Below are 18,463 nucleotides of genomic sequence, written 5' to 3'. Positions count from 1 at the left end.
CTGTCTCCCATCGTCCCCTTCCGCACTGCGTCATGGCGTGGCAAAAGCTGCGCCATGCTTCAGATCACCAATCTTTCCGCGCGCGTCGCCGGGCGCCTTCTCATCGACAATGCCAGCCTGTCGCTGCCAGCCGGCAGCAAGGTCGGCCTCGTCGGCCGCAACGGCGCGGGCAAGTCGACGCTGTTCAAGGTCATCACCGGCGAACTGGCGGCCGAGACCGGCACTGTGTCGTTCCCGAAGAACACGCGCCTCGGTCAGGTCGCCCAGGAGGCCCCCGGCACCGAGGAGTCGCTGATCGAGATCGTGCTGAAGGCCGACCGCGAGCGCGTCGATCTCCTGGCCGAAGCCGATACGGCGACCGATCCGGGCCGGATCGCCGACATCCACACCCGCCTTGCCGATATCGAGGCGCATTCCGCGGAAGCCCGCGCCTCGTCCATCCTGTCCGGCCTCGGCTTCGACATGGCGGCGCAGGCCCGTCCCGCCTCGTCCTTCTCGGGCGGCTGGCGGATGCGCGTCGCGCTGGCCGCGGTGCTGTTCTCGCGGCCCGATCTGCTGCTTCTCGACGAGCCGACGAACTATCTCGATCTGGAAGGCACGCTCTGGCTCGAGAATTTCGTTTCGCGCTATCCCTACACCGTGATCGTCATCAGCCATGACCGCGACGTCCTGAACAATGCGGTGAATGCGATCGTCCATCTCGACCAGAAGAAGCTGGTCTTCTACCGGGGCGACTACGACCAGTTCGAGCGTCAGCGGGCCGAGAAGCTGGAGCTCCTGCAGAAGTCGATCGTCAAGCAGGAAGCCGCCAAGAAACACATGGAGGCCTTCGTCGAGCGCTTCCGCGCCAAGGCGTCCAAGGCCCGGCAGGCCCAGTCGCGCCTGAAGGCGCTGGAACGCATGCAGCCGCTGCAGGGCATCGTCGAGGAGCACGTCACGCCCTTCGTCTTCGAGGGGCCGGAGAAGCAGGCCGCCTCCCCGATCATTCGCATGGAACATGTGACGGTCGGCTACGAGCCCGGCCGGCCGATCCTGTCGGGCCTCGATCTGCGGATCGACACCGAGGACCGGATTGCCCTGCTCGGCCAGAACGGCAACGGCAAGTCCACCTTCGCCAAGCTCCTCGCCCAGCGCCTGCGCGAGCAGAGCGGCACCATCACCCGGGCGCCGGGGCTGAAGATCGCCTTCTTTGCCCAGCACCAGATCGACGATCTGCGCCCGGCCGAAAGCGCCGTGCAGCATGTGCGCCGGCTGATGCCCGACGCCACCGAGCCGAAGGTGCGCGCCAAGGTGGCGCAGATGGGCCTGCCGACCCAGAAGATGGACACCGCCGCCGAGAAACTGTCGGGCGGCGAGAAGGCCCGCCTGCTGATGGGCCTCGCCACGCTGGACGCCCCCAACCTTCTGATCCTCGACGAGCCGACCAACCATCTCGACATCGAGGCCCGAGAGAGCCTGGTGCGGGCGCTCAACGACTATCCCGGCGCCGTCATCCTGATCAGCCATGACCGCCACATGGTCGAGGCGACGATGGACCGCCTGTGGATCGTCGCCGACGGCACGGTGTCGCGCTACGACGGCGATCTGGAAGACTACAAGAAGCTGGTCCTGTCCGGCGCGACCAAGGGCAGCGGCGTTCCGGCCGTGGGCAGCACCGGCGAGGCCGCCCCCGCGCCCGCGCCGGTCTCCAAGGTCGACCAGCGCCGCCAGGCGGCCGAGCGCCGTGAGGCCCTGAAGCCGCTCAGGAAGAAGATCAGCCAGCTCGAGATCCAGATCTCGCGGCTGCAGAAGACCATCGAGGCCTTCGACGAGAAGCTCGGCGATCCGGCGCTCTACACGAGCGATCCGGCCAAGGCGAGCGAGCTCAACAAGCAGCGCGCCGCGGCCGCCAAGACGCTCGCCGCCTGCGAGGAAGACTGGCTCGGCCTGACCGAGGAACATGATTCCGCAATGGCCGCCGAATAACGCCACCGACCGCCGCGAGACGCCAGTCGGTGAACGGATAGTCGTTGTCGCAAGCAACTTCCCCGGCTTGCGGCGGGCGTCACGAAAATGACATCTTGGCTGCACACGCCTGCAACACGTCGTTGCCGGCGTTCGGTCGGCGCTGGCTGTCCCAGCGGGGCGGCCCCGCCATGTCGAAGCCGCCCTCTGGCCGCCAGTCCCTTCGGACAGTCATGGAGAGCGCTTCAGGAAAGCACCTTGCATGCGCATCTCATATGCCGGCCTGTCAGGCCTCCCCGGAGACATCCTGCATGTCGTGCGACAACGGCTGCATTGGCGTGAGCTGGCGGTGTTCGCCGCCGTCGCAGCGGGGGCGATTCTGGTCGCTGTCGCCTGCAGCCTCCTGCTGGTGGGCGCCTCCGCCGGCGATGCGACGATTCCCGAGAACAGCCCGCATGAACTGCTGCAGGTCGCGACCGTCGCGCTGGCCGCCATCGGCTTCCTGATCGCCGCTCTGCGGTTCGACTTCGAGACCTTCTACGTGACGCTGCTCGGCAGCTTCGGCTGCGCCATGGCCAGCATGCGCGAGACGCCGGCCTGCTCCAGCAGCTTCTACGAGGGTGGTCCGTGCCTGACCGGCACCTACAAGGATGTCATCCCGTTTGCCCTGGCGCTCGGCGCCGTGGCGCTGCTGCTGTATCGCCGGGTACCGCTGGCTCGTAGCATCCGAGAGGTCACCCTGTTCTGGCTCGTGCCGGTGGGTGCCAGCACGCTGATGCTCGTCGGCGCCGAATGGGCCGAGGCTCGCAACGCCGTCTGGATCGAGGAAACGCTGGAGCTGGCGAGCTTCGCCAATCTCCTCGCCTTCGCCCTGATCGTCCATCTGCGACCGGGCTGGTACCGGGCGACGCTCACCGCGGCGAAGACGGTGCCGGCCCATCTGGCGCAGCGGACCGAACCGGCCGATGGGCGCGACGAACGCTGGCTCGGTGGTCACAGCAGCGAACGCTGACATCCGGCAAAGCTATCGTCGGCTCAGACCTTCTTGATCCAGCGGCTGTCGTCGTTCTGCTGCCAGTAGGTAACCGCGTGCCCGGCGGCCTTCTCCACCTTCCAGCGCGAGCGCGCCAGGTCGAGCTGTTCGGCATCGTGGCCGTCGAAGAGGTAGACCGCCCGCACATAGCCCTCGAGGCTCGCCGGCACGGCCCCGTCGACGAGGAACCGCACTTGCGGGTCGTTGGCCTTCTGCTCGGCTTCGACGGTCAGCAGGATCGGCTGCAACGCACCGCTGCTGTCTGAATCGCTGCCATGCGGCAGGAAGCTCTCGTCGCGATAGACCCAGAGATGATGATCGAGGGCGTCGCGGCGTTCCTCCGAGGAGAACTGCACCACGACGCGCCACCCCCGCCCCAGGCTCTTTTCGAGAAGGTCGGGCAGCGCCTCCTCGAGCCGGCTCTGGGTCAGGTGGTAGAACAGGACCTCGGTCATCAAGCCTTGTCCCTAGCCGGCCTGGTAGTGGTCGGACACCAGCCGGTCCAGGAGGCGCACCCCGAAGCCCGACGCCCAGGACTGGTTGTACTCGTTGGCCGGCGAGCCCATCGCCGTTCCGGCGACGTCGAGATGCGCCCAGGGCACGTCGTTGACGAAGCGCTGCAGGAACTGCGCCGCGGTGATCGCACCGGCTGCCCGTCCGCCGCCGATGTTCTTGATGTCGGCGAACTTGCCCTCGATCATCTTGTCGTATTCCGGCGCCAGCGGCAGGCGCCAGACCTTCTCGCCGGTGCCGATGCCGGCGGCCAGCAGCCGGTCGGACAATTCGTCATTGTTGGAGAACAGGCCGGCATGCTGGTTGCCGAGCGCCACGATGATGGCGCCCGTCAGCGTCGCCAGATTGACCATGAACTTCGGCTTGAAGCGGTCCTGGCAGTACCAGAGCGCGTCGGCCAGAACGAGCCGGCCCTCGGCGTCGGTGTTCAGCACCTCGATCGTCGTGCCGGACATCGCGGTGACGATGTCGCCCGGCCGCTGGGCATTGCCGTCGACGGAATTCTCGACGAGGCCGACAATGCCGATGGCGTTGACCTTGGCGGACCGGCCCGCCAGCGCCCGCATCACGCCGACCACGGCGGCCGCACCACCCATGTCGCCCTTCATCTCGTCCATCGAGCCCGCCGGCTTGATCGAGATGCCGCCGGTGTCGAAGACGACGCCCTTGCCGACAAAGGCGATCGGCGCCTCGTCGTCCGGGCCGCCGTTCCAGCGCATGATGGCCAGACGCGGCGGCCGCGGCGAACCCTGCGCGACGCCGAGAAGCGCGTCCATCTTCAGCGCCCGCAATTCCGCCTCGCCGAGGATCTCGACGTCGATACCCTGCTGCGACAGCGCGGCGATGCGATCGGCGAACTCGACCGGCCCGAGAACATTGGCTGGCTCGTTGACGAGGTCGCGGGCAAGCATCGTGCCGGCGGCGATCGCCTCCTGGACCGTGTAGGCGTCCTTTGCCGCGGCGATGTCGGCGACGGCCAGAGCGATCTTGGAAGCGACCTTGGGCTCGTCGTCGCCGTTCTTGCGGGACGACTTCGTCTTGTAGAGGTCGAAATCATAGGCCCGCAGGCTGGCGCCCGCGGCGAGCATCGCGGCTTCGGCGGCCGAGACGTCGCCGTCGGCGCGCTCGCAGCGGATCGTCACCTCTGGCGCGCCCTTGGTCTTCGAGGCGATGACGCCGCCGAGCTTCAGCCAGTCCTCGTCGGTCAGCGGCTTGTCGGCATGCGTGCCGACGACCAGCAGCCGGTCGGCATCGACATCGGCGGGTGCCAGGACGTCGAGTGTCGCAAGGTGCTTGCCCTTGAACCTGGCGACGCCCGCGGCGCGCGATACGAGGGACCGAACCGCGTCGCCCGCACTCGCCGCCAGGCCGGCATCCTTGCCGGCGAGGACGACCAGCACACCCTTGGCTGGTGCATCCTTTGCGACGAACTCGATCGAGGGAAGGCTGGCCATGACGTCTCCTGCGGGTCGAATGAAATCGTGTCGCGGCGGAACAGCCGTCCGGGGGCGGCATGCGGCGACGCGGGCAATGATGGTCGGGACGGGCCGCATTGCAAGGCCCGCGGCCGAAGATACGCCCTGTTCACCATCGTTCTTCGCCCTTCTTTAGCCAAGCTGGTGTAATCTTCCTTCCACGACGAGAGCCGGCCGCCGGCTGTTTCTCCAGGCCCGCGCCGGCCGCAAGTGAAAAATCGAGCGAGGCAATGGGCCAATCTGCAGCCGCGGGAACCGGAACCGCATGACGATTCTGGAACGCTACATCTTCAAGCGGGCCTTCGTGTATGCGGCCTCGTCGCTGACCTCGCTGGTGCTGATCGTCTGGATCGTCCAGGCGCTGTCGCGCATCGACGTGGTCAAGACCAGCGCCTCGGCCGCCAGCAATATCTTCTGGATCGCCCTGATGCTGCTGCCGGACCTGTTCGCCGGGGTCCTGCCCTTCGCGCTTCTGATCGGCGCGATCCAGGCGCTGAACTCGCTGAATTCCGATTCCGAACGCGCCGTCATCTCGGCTGCCGGTGCCTCGCAGGCCGTCATCGCGCGTCCCATCGTCGCCCTCGGCCTTCTGGGCGGCCTGATCATGCTCCTGATCGGCAATGTCGTCGGACCGGCCTCGATGAGCGCGTTCCAGAACGGTATCCGCTCGATCAACGCCGACATGATCACCCTGTTTCTGAAGCCCGGCCGCTTCGAGCAGGTGCAGGACGGCATCGTCATCAGCATCGGCGACGTGAACGGCGCGACGGTCGAGAGCCTCGTCATCGCCGACACCCGCGACCCGGCCAGCGACCTCACCTATTTCGCCCGCGAGGCGAAGATCATCGACGAGGACGCCAATTCGCTGCTGCTCCTGTTCGACGGCCAGCTGCACCGCCGCAACACCGCCGACAACAGCGTCTCGGTGATCCAGTTCCAGACCTATGCCTTCGATCTCGCCGCGCTGCGGCCGGCGACCGACAACAGCTGGGTGCGCGCCTCCGAGCGCAGCACTTCCGCGCTGATCTCGCCCGATCCCAATGACGGCCTCTACCAGGAACGGCCGCACAGCTTCACCGAGGAACTGACCGACCGGATGACCAACTGGCTCTTCGCCATCGCCTTCGTCCTGTGGGCGATCGTCGTTGCCGGCCAGCCCTCGACCAACCGCCAGGGCACCGGTCCCGCGATGACGCTGGGCTTGTGCGGCGGGCTGGCGCTGAAAGCCGCCGGCTTCGTCACCCTCTCGCAGATCGAGCAGGGCGTCTTCTGGGTGGTGATTTCCTATCTGCTGCCGCTGGCCGCCATCGCCCTGAACAGCGTGCTGATCTGGCGCAATTTCGACCTTGCCGGCTGGGCGCCGCTGCAACAGGCGACGACCGCCCTGCAGGACAGCTATGCCGCCCTGTTCGGCCGGCGCCGGGCCGCGGGGGCCGCCCGATGAGGAACTGGACCCTCAACCGCTATTTCTTCCGCATGTATGTCGTCAGCTTCCTGTCGACGCTGCTGACGGTCTTCGCGCTGATCTACCTGATCGACCTGATCGAGGTCAGCCGCCGCAGCCGCTTCGAGGACCTCGGATTCGGTGCGACCGCCCTCTTCTCGTTGTTGCGGGTGCCGAGCTTCATCGGACAGGCCTTCCCCTTCATCGTCCTGTTCTCGTCGATCTACACCCTGCTGACCCTCAACCGGCGCCTGGAGCTCGTCGTGGCGCGTGCCTCCGGCGTCTCGATCTGGCAGATCCTTCTGCCCTTCGTGGTGGGCTCGTTCCTGATCGGGATCGTGGCGACCTTCGTCTATAATCCGCTGACCGCCTATACGAAGACCCTGTCCGAGGACATGCAGACCACCATGACCGCCGGCGGCGACGTCTCGAGCTCGGACCGCGTTCCATGGCTGCGTCAGGAGGGCGACGGCGTCCAGTCGATCCTCGGCGCCAAGACGGTGGCGCGCGGCGGCACGGTTCTCGGCGACATCACCGCTTTCGTCATGAACGACGAGGGGATCGTGAAGGAGCGCATCGACGCGGCGCGCGCGGTTCTCAACGACGAGTACTGGCTTCTGGAGAAGCCGCGGGTGACGCGGGTCGGCTACCGGCCGGAATTCCCGCAGGAATACAAGCTTCCCACCAGCCTGCGCCCCGAATATGTCGAACAGCGGATCGCCGATCCCGAGGCGATCTCCATCTGGCAGCTCGGTTCGAAGATCGACGTTGCCGCAAGTCTGGGCTTCAACACCGACGCCTTCCGGATGCAGTACCACACGCTGGTGGCGCAGCCGGCCCTGTTCATCGCCATGACTTTGCTCGCCGCGACCGTCGCCACGAGGTTTTCGCGCACGGGCCAGTCTGGTAGGACGATTGCGGGCGGTGTAATGGCCGGATTCGTGCTTTACGTCGTCACGTTCTTGGCGAAAGCTCTCGGAAGCAATGACGTGGTACCACCGGTTATGGCAGCGTGGTTTCCGGTCTTGGCGGCAGGATTGTCTGGGGTGACGATCCTGCTCCATCAAGAGGATGGTTGAGTATGGTTGCGAGGGGGGCCAGTCGCGCAGAACGCCGCGACGCGCAGGCCGGCATACGGGCGGTTCTCCTTGCGGGAACAGCCATTTGCGGCCTCGGCTTCGGGGGCCAGGCAGCGTGGGCACAGGCGGTCATTCCGGCCGACATGTCAGTGCCGGACGACGCCCAGATGTTCCTGGAAGCCGATACCGTCACCTACAATACCGACAACTCCATCGTCACCGCTTCCGGCGGTGTGCGGATCGACTATGGCAGCTACAAGCTGGTCGCGCGGAACGTCACCTACGACCAGAACACCCGTCGTCTGGTGGCTTCGGGCGATGTGGAATTGCAACAGCCGGACGGAAATAAGGTCTACGCGGACAGCATCGACATCACCGATGATTTCCGCGACGGCTTCGTCAAGGCGCTGCGGATCGAGACCCCGGACAACACCCGCTTCGCCGCCCGTGACGCCGTGCGTCAGGACGGCAGCGTCACGACTTTCCAGCAGGGTGTCTACACGGCCTGCGAAACCTGCCGCGAGAATCCGGATCGGGCGCCGCTCTGGCAGGTGAAGGCCCGCAGGATCGTCTGGGACCAGACCGAGAAGGAAGTGCGCTACTACGGCGCCAAGTTCGAGCTGCTCGGCGTGCCGATCGCCTACATGCCGTACTTCCAGTCGCCGGACCCGACGGTCAAGCGCAAGACCGGTTTCCTGACCCCGACCTTCAAGTCGTCGAGCAATCTCGGCTACGGCCTGCGCACCCCGTATTTCATCGACATTGCCGACGACAAGGACGTGACCCTGTCCGGCACCTACTACACCAAGCAGGGCTTCCTGGCCGAGGCCGAGTACCGCCAGGCCTTCGAGAACGGCTTCTTCACGCTGCAGGCCGCCGGCATCAGCCAGAACGACCCGGACGCCTTTGCCGGCGACAACGTCTACAACACGACGACCGGCGAACTCACCAGAGCCTCACCCGACTTCGACAACACCGAACGCGGCATGATCGGCTCGAAGGCGCAGTTCGCCCTCAGTGAGCGCTGGACGCTCGGCTGGGACGTCATGGTGCAGTCGGACGAGAACTTCTCCGCGACCTACGAAATCCCCGGCTACGGCGACACCGTGAAGACGTCGGAGATTTATCTGACCGGTCTCGGCGACCAGAGCTATTTCGACCTGCGCGGCCAGAAGTTCCAGTATCAGTCGGTCAACCCGGATGCCGCCGACACCCAGCCGCTGGTGGCGCCGAGCTTCGACTATGAGCGCATCGAGCAGGAAAGCGTTCTCGGCGGCGAAGTGAAGCTGGAGATGAACGTCGCGTCGCTGCATCGCGACGACGGTTCGGTCGATCCGATCTGCGCGACCTCGCTCTACCTCGTCGACGACATGAACGAGGCCTGCCGGACGCCGATGAACGGCTACCAGTATCGCTCCGACCTTCTGCGCTACAACGCGCTGGAAGGCGACTATACCCGCGCCTCGGCCGATCTCGCCTGGCGTGACTCCTACACGCTGGAGACCGGTCTCGTCCTGTCGCCGACCGCCTCGGTGCGCGGCGATTTCTACACCGCCGACATGCGCTCCGACGGCTTCGCGAACTATTTCTACGAGCCCTACACTTATACCGACCCCGCGACCGGCCGGCCGGTGACGATCCCCAACCCGGTGACGCCGGCGGCCTACAATCTGGTCCCGAACGATCAGAAGGGCGACTGGCTGGCCGATTACTACCGTCAGGGCGCCCTGTCGCTGGACGATACCGGCACGCGCGGCATGGCGACCGCGGCGATGGAAGCGCGCTACCCCTATCTGATCGAAACCGCCAATTCCTCGCATGTGATCGAGCCGATCGGCCAGGTCATCCTGCGGCCGGACGAGCAGAAGATCGGCCTTCTGCCCAACGAGGACGCGCAGACGCTGGTGTTCAACACCGCCAATCTGTTCGCGCTCGACAAGTTCTCCGGTTATGACCGGATCGAGGGCGGCTCGCGCGCCAATGTCGGCGTCAAATACGCCGGCAATTTCGACGGCGGCTACTCGGTCAATGCGGTGTTCGGCCAGTCCTACCATCTGGGCGGCGTGAACTCCTTCGCGCAGACCGATCTGGCGCTGGTCGGCTACGATTCCGGTCTGGAGTCCGATCGCTCCGACTATGTCGGCTCGATCGCCGTCGGCACGCCGATCGGCATCACCCTCGGCACCCAGGCCCGCTTCGACGAGGAGAGCTTCGCGGTCCGGCGCACCGACGTCTTCGGAACCTACGGCTCGTCCGATGCCACCGCGACGGTGACCTACACCAACATCGACGCCCAGCCGATCTATGGTTCGATCGAGGATCGCAGCCAGATCACCGGTTCGGGCACGCTGAAATTCGCCGAGAACTGGAGCGCCTTCGGTTCGGTCGGCTACGACATCAAGAACCAGTCGGTGGTCGAGAAGACCTTCGGCATCGGCTATGCCGACGAGTGCTTCAGCCTGCTCGTCTCCTACCAGGATACGGTGAACCGCTATTCGCAGGAATCGGATTCCTCGCGGCTGATGTTCACCATCGGGCTCCGCACGATTTCCGATTTCGGCTATTCCTACGATCTCGGCGACGACGGCTGACATCCGTTCGCCCCGCCGCCGGGCGAACGGCCGACCAGATCACGGTTTCGCCAAAGCTGCACGCTACGAGCAGTCCGGACTTGCAGGCGAAACGGCTTTGCGGGAGCCTTGCCCTGTGCGACATCCGGGCGGATGGTCGCCATGAGCGGGCGAAGGACAGGGCGCGGGAGCGGGACGCGCCGCCATTCAGGGAGTTGAAGCAGTCATGATCGTTGGAAACGTCGCCAGACGCGCGGCCCTCGCATTCGTCCTTGCCGGGTCGGCCGCGGCCACGCTGCCCGCCACCACCGTATCGGTACAGGCCGCCAGCGAGATCAAGGCGGTGGTGAACGGCATGCCGATCACCAGCTACCAGATCCGCCAGCGGGCCGCCTTCCTGAAGCTGCGCCGCGTCGGCGGCAATGCCACGCAGAAGGCGACCGACGAGCTGATCGACGAGGCGCTGAAGAAGCAGGAAATCGGGCGCCGCGGCATCGCCATTCCGGACGAGGCGGTCGACGAGGCCTTCGGCCGCTTCGCCGCCGAGAACAAGCTGACCCGCGAGCAGCTCGGACAGGTGCTGTCACGCGCCGGTTTCTCGTCGGATGGCTTCAAGGACTACATCCGCGTGCAGATGGGCTGGGGCCAGGCCGTCCAGGCCAACATGCGCAGCACCGAGCGACTGAGCGAGCAGGACGTGGTCCAGCGGATGCTGGCCCAGGGCGGCGAGAAGCCGAGCACCACCGAATACACGCTCCAGCAGGTGATCTTCGTCATCCCCGACGCCCAGCGTTCGGCCCTTATGGCTCAGCGCAAGCGCGAAGCCGAGAGCATGCGCTCGCGCTTCCGCTCCTGCGATTCCACCTATGAATTCGCCAAGGGCCTGCGTGACGTGACCGTGCGCGACCTCGGCCGCGTCGCCCAGCCGGAACTGCCGCCGCGCTGGAAGAAGGACATTCAGGCGACCTCCGTCGGGCGCGCCACGCCCGCCCAGGCCACCGAACGCGGTGTCGAGTTCATCGCCGTGTGCAACACCCGCAACATCTCCGACGACAAGGCGGCTGCCCTCGTCTTCCAGGCACGCGAGATGGAAAAGCTCGGCGAACAGGCCGAACCCGACGCAGCCTATCTGAAGAAGCTGCGCGACAGAGCCCAGATCGTTCGCCGCTAAGGGGCAGCTCATGCGGGACTTTGCGATGGATGCACCGATCGCGGTGACGCTCGGCGATCCGTCGGGCGTCGGCCCGGACATCGTGATCGCCATCCATGGCGACCACCGGGCCGACCTGCCGGCTTTCTTCGTCATCGGCGACCCCGACGTCCTCGCCTCGCGGGCCCGCCGTCTCGGCCGCGAGCTGGCCATCGCGATGATCCACAATCCGGCGGAAGCGCATGGCGTGCCCGCCGGCACCCTGGCCGTCCTGCCGCTGGTCAACCGCCAGTCCAATGCGCCCGGCAAGACTGACCCGGCCAATGCCGCCGGCACGATTGAGGCGATCGACCGGGCGACCGCTTTGGTGCTGGAGGGGAGCGCCGCGGCGGTCGTCACCGGCCCGATCGACAAGAAGGCGCTCTACGACGCCGGCTTTCACCATCCCGGCCATACCGAATATCTGGCGCATCTGTGCCAGTTGCGGCTCGGACGTCCCTTCACGCCCGTCATGCTGCTGACCGGTCCGGACCTCTCCTGCGTCCCCGTGACCATCCATATCCCCATCGCGGACGTGCCGGCCCAGCTCACCGCGGAGCTGATCGAGACGACCTGCCGGATCGTTGCCGCGGACTACAGCGCCCGCCTCGGCATTGCGCGCGCGCGCCTGGCGATCGCCGGTCTGAACCCGCATGCCGGCGAAAAGGGTGCGATCGGCACCGAGGACGAGACGGTGATCCGCCCGGCCGTCGCGCGCCTGCGCGCCGCCGGCATCGACGCGGTCGGGCCGCTGCCTGCCGACACGATGTTTCATCCCGAGGCCCGGGCCCGCTACGACGTTGCCGTCTGCATGTATCACGACCAGGCCCTGATCCCGGCCAAGACGCTGGCCTTCGACCAGACGGTGAACGCCACACTCGGCCTGCCGATCATCCGGACCTCGCCCGATCACGGCACGGCCGCCGACATCGCCGGCTCGGGCGACGCCCGGCCCGACAGCTTCCTCGCGGCGATCCGGCTGGCCGGTCGCATGGCCGAAATCGGCACGGGTGCGGGCAGCGCCGCGACGGCCAACGCGTGAGCCCCATCGACAGCCTGCCGCCCCTGCGTGCGGTCCTGGAAGAGCATGGCCTCGATCCCAAGCGCAGCCTCGGTCAGAACTTCCTTCTCGATCTGAACCTCACCGGTCGGATTGCCCGCCAGGCACTGCCGCTGGAGGGGGCGACAATCGTCGAGGTCGGCCCCGGTCCCGGCGGCCTCACCCGTGCGCTGCTCGCCGAAGGCGCGTCGCGTGTCGTGGTCGTCGAGAAGGACAGCCGCTGCATTCCGGCGCTCGAGGCCATCGCGGCGCACTATCCCGGCCGGCTGGAGATCCGCCGCGCCGATGCGCTGGATTTCGATCTGGCGGAGGTTGCACACCCCGCCGGCGCCGACACGCTGAAGATCGTCGCGAACCTGCCCTACAATGTCGGAACCCAGCTGCTGCTCAACTGGATCGCGACGCCGCAATGGCCGCCGCTCTGGTCGAGCCTGACCCTGATGTTCCAGCGCGAGGTGGCCGAACGCATCGTCGCGGTGCCCGGCTCGAAGCATTACGGCCGTCTCGGCGTTCTCGCCGGGTGGCGGACGCAGGCCAAGATCCTCTTCGACGTACCGCCGGAAGCCTTCACGCCGCCGCCCAAGGTCACCTCCTCGGTCATCCAGCTCCGGCCGCGCGCCGAGCCGGAGCCGGCGAGCCTTGCCGCGCTCGAACGCGTGACCGCCGCCGCCTTCGGCCAGCGCCGCAAGATGCTGCGCCAGAGCCTCAAGAGCCTTGGCGGCGAAGCGCTTCTCGTGGCGGCGGACATCGATCCGCAGCGCCGGGCCGAAACCCTTTCGATCAGCGAATTCGTTCGCCTTGCCAACAGGTTGGACTAGCCGGCTGACTCAGATTGTCAGCCGGTGACGGGCGCAAGCGCTGGTCTCAGCAGACGGTCTGGGAGAGAAGTTCGGCGGTGAAGTCGAACAGGCCCGGCCGCCGGTCGCGGCGCAACCGCTCGGCATTGATGATCGACCGTACGGCCGAAAACGCCTTGTCCAGATCCTCGTTGACGACGACGTAGTCGTAGTCGCGCCAGCGCTCGATCTCGACCTTGGCGTTCTTCAGGCGGACCGCGATGGTCTCTCCGGAATCCTCGGCGCGCCGCAGGAGGCGGGTCTTCAGTTCCGTCATGGACGGCGGCAGGATGAACACCGAGACGACGTCCGCCTTGGCCTGCTCCTGCAGCTGCAGCGCGCCCTGATAGTCGATGTCGAACAGCATGTCGCGACCGTCGCGCATGGCCTTTTCGGCCGCCGCCCGGGGCGTACCGTAGAAATTGCCGTGAACCTCGGCCCATTCCAAGAGCGCGCCCCCGTCGCGCAGCCGCTCGAACTCGGCGCGGTCGATGAATCGGTAATGCACGCCGTCGATCTCGCTGGCCCGCCGCTTGCGCGTCGTCACGCTGACCGAAAGCTGGAAGCCGGGATCGGACTCCAGGAGATTGCGCGCGATGGTCGACTTGCCGGCGCCGGACGGTGACGACAGCACCAGCATCAGCCCACGGCGTGCGATCGGCGCCCCCGATTCCGTTTCGAAAATCGACGTCATTCTATGTTCTGCACCTGCTCACGGAATTGATCGACCGCCACCTTCAGTTCCAGTCCGATGGCGGTCAGCGAAGTCGCATTCGACTTGGAGCAGACCGTATTCGATTCGCGGTTCAATTCCTGCGACAAAAAATCGAGGCGTCGGCCGATCGGCCCGCCGTTCGACAGCAGCGCCCGCGCCGCCGCCACATGGGTCTGCAGCCGGTCAATCTCCTCGCGGATATCGGCGCGGGCGGCAATCATCGCCGCCTCCTGGTGCAGGCGCTGTTCGTCGAGCCGCTCGTCGGCACCCATCAGTTCGGCCACCTGCGCGCGCAGCCGCTCCCGGCAGGCCTCGATGCTGCGGGACGGGTCGGCCTCGGCCGCATTGGCCAGCCGTTCGATCTCGGCGAGCCGCTCGGAGAGAATGTCGGCAAGGGCGGCGCCCTCGGCCTGCCGCGCGGCGGCAAGGCTCTCGACCGCGGCGACAAAGGTCGCCCTGGCGGAAGCGAGCTGCGCCTCGCGCTCCTTGGGGTCGAGACGGCTTTCCGCGACCTCGACGATCCCCTTGATCGCCAGGATGCCGTCGGCGCTCGGCGGGCCGGCGTGACCATCGGCGACCAGCCGGCTGGACAGTGCCAGAAGCTGGCCGAGCATCGCATCGTTGATGGTGAAGGCCGGCGCCGTGTCGTCGCGCCGGATCTGGAGATTGGCCTGGATGTTGCCGCGGCTCAGCCAGGTGGCGGCCGTGCGCTTCAGATCCGCCTCGATCGCTTCGAAGCCCTGCGGCAGACGCAGCCGCAGGTCGAGCCCCTTGCCGTTGACCGAGCGCAGCTCCCAGACGAACTCGGCGCCGGCCTGCGTCGACTCGTGGCGGGCAAAGCCCGTCATGCTCTGCACCGGCATCGCGGTTCTCCCCCTCGCGCCGCCGGGACGGCGGCGTTGCTACTGCTCGGCCCGGTTCTGGCGCTCCAGCGCCCGGTAGTCGCGGACGTTGCGATTGTGCTCGTCCAGCGTCTCGGCAAAGACATGGCCGCCGGTGCCGTCGGCCACGAAGTAGATGTCCTTGGTCTCCAGCGGATTGGCCACGGCCTCCAGCGCAGCCCGGCCAGGCAGCGCGATCGGACCGGGCGGCAGACCCTTGATCTTGTAGGTGTTGTAGGGCGTGTCGCTGTCGATGTCGGACTGGGTCACCGGCTTGCCGGACGGTTTGCCGGCGCCACCATAGACGCCATAGAGGAATGTCGGGTCCGACTGCAGGCGCATGCCCTTGCGCAGCCGGTTGACGAACACCGAGGCGACATGCGGGCGCTCGCCGGCGATGCCGGTCTCGCGCTCGACGATCGAGGCGAGGGTCAGGAACTGGCCGATATCGTCGATCGGCAAATCGTCGGCCCGCGTCTCCCAGATCTCGGCGACGAGCTTGTTCTGCGCCTCGCGCATCCGCCGCACGATTTCCTTGCGGGTCAGGCCGCGCTGGAACAGGTAGGTGTCGGGCATCAGCGTGCCTTCCGGCACCATCTCCGGCATGTCGCCGGTCAGGGACGGCTCGGCGGCAATCCGCTCGAAGGCCCGTTCCGCCGTCCAGCCTTCCGGAATGGTCACCGAATGCATGATGGAGCGTCCCTCGCGGAGCTTCTCCATCACCTCGCGCATCGAGGTGCCCGGCGCGAAGGCGTATTCGCCGGCCTTCAGGTCACCCGCGGTCCCGGCGAAGCGTACGCCGTATTCGAACACGGTGGCGTCGCTGATGACGCCTTCCCGCTCAAGCCCGCTGGCAATCGTCTGCAGACCGCTGTTGCGCGGCACGACATAGGTGGTTTCGGCCTGCAGCGGGCCTGCGCCCTCGAACTGGCCGACGCCCCAATAGATCAGCGCACCGGCCGCGAGCATCACGAAGAGCGCGGTAGACAGGCAGAAATTCAGGAAGATGACGAGCTGGTTGCGGGAAGCCCGCGAGCGTTTGCGCGCCGGAGCCGGACCCCGGCCACGACGGCCCTTGCCTGAGCGAGCGCCCTCGCCGCGTTCGTCGGTCACCGCATACCCCCGAATGAAATTGCCTCGTGGCTGCCGAAGCACCATCGGATTGTGGCGAAAGCCCGAACGGCAGCGGCGGCATCATGCGCCGCCGCCATCGTTGTCAGTCGGCCACGCGTCGCAGCACGAGCGAAGCGTTGGTGCCGCCGAAGCCGAAGGAGTTCGACAGCGCCACGTCGATGCGCTTTTCGCGCTTCTCGTGCGGAACGAGATCGATCTTGGTCTCCACCGACGGATTGTCGAGATTCAGCGTCGGCGGCGCGACATTGTCGCGGATCGCCAGCGCCGAGAAGATCGCCTCGACGGAGCCCGCCGCACCGAGCAGATGCCCGATCGCGGATTTGGTGGACGACATGGTGATACCGCTGGCGGCATCGCCGACCAGCCGCTCGATCGCCCGGAGCTCGATCTCGTCGCCCAGCGGCGTCGAAGTGCCGTGCGCGTTGACATAGTCGAGCTCGGACGGCTGCACGCCGGCCCGCTTCATCGCCGCCGACATGCAGCGGAACGCGCCGTCGCCGTCGGAGGCCGGAGCCGTGATGTGATAGGCGTCGCCGGACATGCCGTAGCCGATGACCTCGGCGTAGATTTTCGCGCCGCGCGCCTTGGCGTGCTCGTATTCTTCCAGAACGACCACACCGGCGCCCTCGCCCATGACGAAGCCGTCACGGTCGCGGTCATAGGGCCGGGAACCGGCCGTCGGGTTGTCGTTGAAATGGGTGGACAATGCCTTGCAGGCGGCAAAGCCGGCCATTGCCAGGCGGCCGACCGGTGATTCCGCACCGCCCGCCACCATCACGTCGGCATCGCCGAGCGCGATCAGTCGCGACGCGTCGCCGATCGCATGCGCGCCGGTCGAGCAGGCCGTGACCACCGAATGATTCGGGCCCTTCAATCCATTGCGGATCGACACATGGCCGGAGGCCAGGTTGATCAGGCTGCCGGGAATGAAGAACGGGCTGATGCGCCGCGGGCCCTTCTCGGCCAGGATCAGCGACGTGCGCTCGATCCCCTGAAGGCCGCCGATCCCCGAACCGATCAGAACGCCGGAAGCGATCTGGTCCTCGTAGGTCTCGGGATGCCAGTTGGCATCGTCGAGGGCCTCGGACGCGGCTGCGACAGCGTAGATGATGAAGTCATCGACCTTGCGCTGCTCCTTCGGCTCCATCCAGTGGTCCGGATCGAAGGTGCCGTCCTGGCCGTCGCCGCGCGGAATCTGCCCGGCGATCTGACACGCCAGGTCGTCGACCTGGAAGTTGTCGACACGCTTCAGGCCGCTTTCGCCGTTCAGCAGACGTTTCCATGTGACGCCGGCACCCGCCCCGAGGGGCGTGACCATGCCGACGCCTGTAATGACTACTCGTCTCATCAATCGCTCTTCGCCCAGGCGGTTAGGCCGCCCGATTGGGTCAGGCCTGGTTCTTCTCGATGAACTTGACCGCGTCGCCGACCGTCAGGATGGTCTCGGCGGCATCATCGGGAATCTCGACGCCAAACTCTTCCTCGAAAGCCATGACGAGCTCGACCGTATCGAGGCTGTCGGCGCCCAGATCGTCGATGAAGCTCGCGTTGTCCGTGACCTTCTCCTGCTCGACGCCCAGGTGTTCGACGACGATCTTCTTCACTCGCTCAGCGGTATCGCTCATTGTCAGTCCTCTATTGCGATTGGTTTCGCCGCTTTCGTTAGACGTGGCACGACGCATTATCAAGCGTTGTGGTCATCCTCGTCGCGGCCAGTCCGCAGGCAACGACAGCGGAAAATTCGAAGTGCCGGCGCATAGCATGCCCTGCCGCGGTGGCCAAGCGGCCAGCGGCGTGGCAGCGGTGCCCTCAGATCATGGCCATGCCGCCGTTGACGTGCAGGGTCTGGCCGGTGACGTAGCCGGCCTCGTTGGACGCCAGATACACCGCCGATGCGGCGATTTCATCGGCTTCGCCCATGCGCTTCATTGGGATCGCGCCCATGATCGCGTCCTTCTGCTTGTCGTTCAGCTTCTCGGTCATGGCGCTGGCGATGAAGCCGGGCGCGATGCAGTTCACCGTCACCGAGCGCGAGGCGATTTCCTGGGCAAGCGATTTCGACAGGCCGATCATGCCCGCCTTCGCCGCACAATAATTCGCCTGGCCGGGATTGCCGGTGACGCCGACGATCGAGGTGATGTTGATGATTCGCCCGAAGCGGCGCCGCATCATCGGATGGGTCACGCCGCGCGTGAGGCGGAACGCCGCCGTCAGATCGACCTCCAGAACCGCGTCCCAGTCCTCGTCCGACATGCGCACGAACAGCCCGTCGCGGGTGATGCCGGCATTATTGACCAGGATGTCGACGCCCTGCATCTCGGCCTCGGCGGTTTCGGCCAGCCGCTTCTGCTCGGCCCGGTCGGACAGATCGGCGGGAAACACCATCGCCCGCTCGCCCAGCGAAGCGGCCAGGTCGTCCAGCTTCTCGCGTCGGGTGCCGTGCAGGCCCACGGTCGCACCGGCGCCGTGCAGGGCGCGGGCGATCGCCTCGCCGATGCCGCCGCTGGCGCCGGTCACGAGCGCCTTGCGCCCGGTCAGATCAAACATGTCGGATTCCCTCCGTTATGGTCTGCTCCGCAACGCCAGGCGC

The 18,463-nt window shown here is 66.6% G+C and carries 16 protein-coding genes; 8 read left to right on the top strand and 8 right to left on the bottom strand.

Going from position 1 to position 18,463, the window contains the following annotated elements:
* Nucleotides 1-54 precede the first annotated feature (54 nt).
* The gene (locus ACEQX1_RS03915) at nucleotides 55-1,965 is read left to right on the top strand and encodes an ABC-F family ATP-binding cassette domain-containing protein (protein WP_370196524.1); all 1,911 of its coding nucleotides are present in this window, start codon (nucleotides 55-57) and stop codon (nucleotides 1,963-1,965) included.
* A 241-nt stretch (nucleotides 1,966-2,206) separates the two neighbouring features.
* Nucleotides 2,207-2,956, top strand: coding sequence for a hypothetical protein (locus tag ACEQX1_RS03910; protein WP_370194906.1), 750 nt, complete (start codon nucleotides 2,207-2,209; stop codon nucleotides 2,954-2,956).
* A gap of 23 nt (nucleotides 2,957-2,979) precedes the next feature.
* Here the strand turns inward: ACEQX1_RS03910 and ACEQX1_RS03905 are convergent, their stop codons facing one another.
* Together ACEQX1_RS03905 and ACEQX1_RS03900 are read right to left on the bottom strand one after the other, a co-directional pair.
* A complete protein-coding gene (locus ACEQX1_RS03905; RefSeq protein WP_370194907.1) occupies nucleotides 2,980-3,432 on the bottom strand; it encodes a DNA polymerase III subunit chi in 453 nt (150 codons plus the stop codon).
* Nucleotides 3,433-3,444: 12 nt separating this feature from the next.
* Nucleotides 3,445-4,944 carry a leucyl aminopeptidase gene (locus tag ACEQX1_RS03900; RefSeq protein ID WP_370196523.1) on the bottom strand — a complete coding sequence of 500 codons (1,500 nt, stop codon included), beginning with the start codon at nucleotides 4,942-4,944 and terminating at the stop codon, nucleotides 3,445-3,447.
* A gap of 286 nt (nucleotides 4,945-5,230) precedes the next feature.
* Here ACEQX1_RS03900 and ACEQX1_RS03895 point away from each other — a divergent pair, with 286 nt between their 5' ends.
* The 6 genes from ACEQX1_RS03895 to rsmA all read left to right on the top strand — a co-directional run bounded on the left by ACEQX1_RS03895 (nucleotide 5,231) and on the right by rsmA (nucleotide 13,125).
* Complete coding sequence (locus tag ACEQX1_RS03895) at nucleotides 5,231-6,409, top strand: LptF/LptG family permease (protein ID WP_370194909.1); 1,179 nt, start codon at nucleotides 5,231-5,233, stop codon at nucleotides 6,407-6,409.
* Complete coding sequence (gene lptG, locus ACEQX1_RS03890) at nucleotides 6,406-7,488, top strand: LPS export ABC transporter permease LptG (RefSeq protein WP_370194911.1); 1,083 nt, start codon at nucleotides 6,406-6,408, stop codon at nucleotides 7,486-7,488. The genes ACEQX1_RS03895 and lptG overlap by 4 nt, the downstream gene beginning before the upstream one ends.
* A 143-nt stretch (nucleotides 7,489-7,631) precedes the next feature.
* Entirely contained in the window at nucleotides 7,632-10,079 is a 2,448-nt protein-coding gene (locus ACEQX1_RS03885; protein WP_370194912.1) for an LPS-assembly protein LptD, read from the top strand.
* Nucleotides 10,080-10,284: 205 nt separating this feature from the next.
* A complete protein-coding gene (locus ACEQX1_RS03880; protein WP_024350508.1) occupies nucleotides 10,285-11,229 on the top strand; it encodes a SurA N-terminal domain-containing protein in 945 nt (314 codons plus the stop codon).
* 25 nt (nucleotides 11,230-11,254) lie between these two features.
* Entirely contained in the window at nucleotides 11,255-12,289 is a 1,035-nt protein-coding gene (gene pdxA, locus ACEQX1_RS03875) for a 4-hydroxythreonine-4-phosphate dehydrogenase PdxA (RefSeq protein ID WP_370194914.1), read from the top strand.
* Entirely contained in the window at nucleotides 12,286-13,125 is an 840-nt protein-coding gene (gene rsmA, locus ACEQX1_RS03870) for a 16S rRNA (adenine(1518)-N(6)/adenine(1519)-N(6))-dimethyltransferase RsmA (RefSeq protein WP_370194916.1), read from the top strand. The genes pdxA and rsmA overlap by 4 nt, the downstream gene beginning before the upstream one ends.
* 46 nt (nucleotides 13,126-13,171) lie before the next feature.
* Here rsmA and gmk read toward each other — a convergent pair whose 3' ends face one another.
* From gmk to fabG, 6 genes are all read right to left on the bottom strand, one after another.
* Nucleotides 13,172-13,837 (bottom strand): guanylate kinase, encoded by a 666-nt coding sequence (gene gmk / locus ACEQX1_RS03865; protein ID WP_024350505.1) that lies wholly within the window; start codon nucleotides 13,835-13,837, stop codon nucleotides 13,172-13,174.
* Nucleotides 13,834-14,721 (bottom strand): YicC/YloC family endoribonuclease, encoded by an 888-nt coding sequence (locus ACEQX1_RS03860; RefSeq protein ID WP_370194917.1) that lies wholly within the window; start codon nucleotides 14,719-14,721, stop codon nucleotides 13,834-13,836. Before ACEQX1_RS03860 ends, gmk begins: the two co-directional genes overlap by 4 nt.
* Before the next feature lie 39 nt (nucleotides 14,722-14,760).
* On the bottom strand, nucleotides 14,761-15,852 hold the full coding sequence (mltG, locus tag ACEQX1_RS03855) for an endolytic transglycosylase MltG (protein WP_029703065.1): 1,092 nt from the start codon (nucleotides 15,850-15,852) through the stop codon (nucleotides 14,761-14,763).
* A 103-nt stretch (nucleotides 15,853-15,955) separates the two neighbouring features.
* Entirely contained in the window at nucleotides 15,956-17,221 is a 1,266-nt protein-coding gene (gene fabF / locus ACEQX1_RS03850; protein ID WP_024350503.1) for a beta-ketoacyl-ACP synthase II, read from the bottom strand.
* 40 nt (nucleotides 17,222-17,261) lie between these two features.
* Nucleotides 17,262-17,498 (bottom strand): acyl carrier protein, encoded by a 237-nt coding sequence (locus ACEQX1_RS03845; protein ID WP_009209380.1) that lies wholly within the window; start codon nucleotides 17,496-17,498, stop codon nucleotides 17,262-17,264.
* A gap of 184 nt (nucleotides 17,499-17,682) precedes the next feature.
* Complete coding sequence (fabG, locus tag ACEQX1_RS03840; protein ID WP_188076882.1) at nucleotides 17,683-18,420, bottom strand: 3-oxoacyl-[acyl-carrier-protein] reductase; 738 nt, start codon at nucleotides 18,418-18,420, stop codon at nucleotides 17,683-17,685.
* Nucleotides 18,421-18,463 lie beyond the last annotated feature (43 nt).

The sequence above is a fragment of the Aurantimonas sp. genome (assembly GCF_964217435.1).
Taxonomy (GTDB): Bacteria; Pseudomonadota; Alphaproteobacteria; order Rhizobiales; family Rhizobiaceae; genus Aurantimonas; species Aurantimonas coralicida.
Note: the sequence above shows the minus strand (reverse complement) of the source record. Positions and strands in the feature narration are given on the sequence as shown.

What these genes read in the sequence shown, in the direction of transcription:
- ACEQX1_RS03915 (WP_370196524.1), top strand. Translation starts at nt 55, where the DNA reads ATGCTTCAGATCACCAATCTTTCCGCGCGCGTCGCCGGGCGCCTTCTC.
- ACEQX1_RS03910 (WP_370194906.1), top strand. Translation starts at nt 2,207, where the DNA reads ATGCGCATCTCATATGCCGGCCTGTCAGGCCTCCCCGGAGACATCCTG.
- ACEQX1_RS03905 (WP_370194907.1), bottom strand. Translation starts at nt 3,432, where the DNA reads ATGACCGAGGTCCTGTTCTACCACCTGACCCAGAGCCGGCTCGAGGAG.
- ACEQX1_RS03900 (WP_370196523.1), bottom strand. Translation starts at nt 4,944, where the DNA reads ATGGCCAGCCTTCCCTCGATCGAGTTCGTCGCAAAGGATGCACCAGCC.
- ACEQX1_RS03895 (WP_370194909.1), top strand. Translation starts at nt 5,231, where the DNA reads ATGACGATTCTGGAACGCTACATCTTCAAGCGGGCCTTCGTGTATGCG.
- lptG (WP_370194911.1), top strand. Translation starts at nt 6,406, where the DNA reads ATGAGGAACTGGACCCTCAACCGCTATTTCTTCCGCATGTATGTCGTC.
- ACEQX1_RS03885 (WP_370194912.1), top strand. Translation starts at nt 7,632, where the DNA reads ATGTCAGTGCCGGACGACGCCCAGATGTTCCTGGAAGCCGATACCGTC.
- ACEQX1_RS03880 (WP_024350508.1), top strand. Translation starts at nt 10,285, where the DNA reads ATGATCGTTGGAAACGTCGCCAGACGCGCGGCCCTCGCATTCGTCCTT.
- pdxA (WP_370194914.1), top strand. Translation starts at nt 11,255, where the DNA reads ATGGATGCACCGATCGCGGTGACGCTCGGCGATCCGTCGGGCGTCGGC.
- gmk (WP_024350505.1), bottom strand. Translation starts at nt 13,837, where the DNA reads ATGACGTCGATTTTCGAAACGGAATCGGGGGCGCCGATCGCACGCCGT.
- ACEQX1_RS03860 (WP_370194917.1), bottom strand. Translation starts at nt 14,721, where the DNA reads ATGCCGGTGCAGAGCATGACGGGCTTTGCCCGCCACGAGTCGACGCAG.
- fabF (WP_024350503.1), bottom strand. Translation starts at nt 17,221, where the DNA reads ATGAGACGAGTAGTCATTACAGGCGTCGGCATGGTCACGCCCCTCGGG.
- ACEQX1_RS03845 (WP_009209380.1), bottom strand. Translation starts at nt 17,498, where the DNA reads ATGAGCGATACCGCTGAGCGAGTGAAGAAGATCGTCGTCGAACACCTG.
- fabG (WP_188076882.1), bottom strand. Translation starts at nt 18,420, where the DNA reads ATGTTTGATCTGACCGGGCGCAAGGCGCTCGTGACCGGCGCCAGCGGC.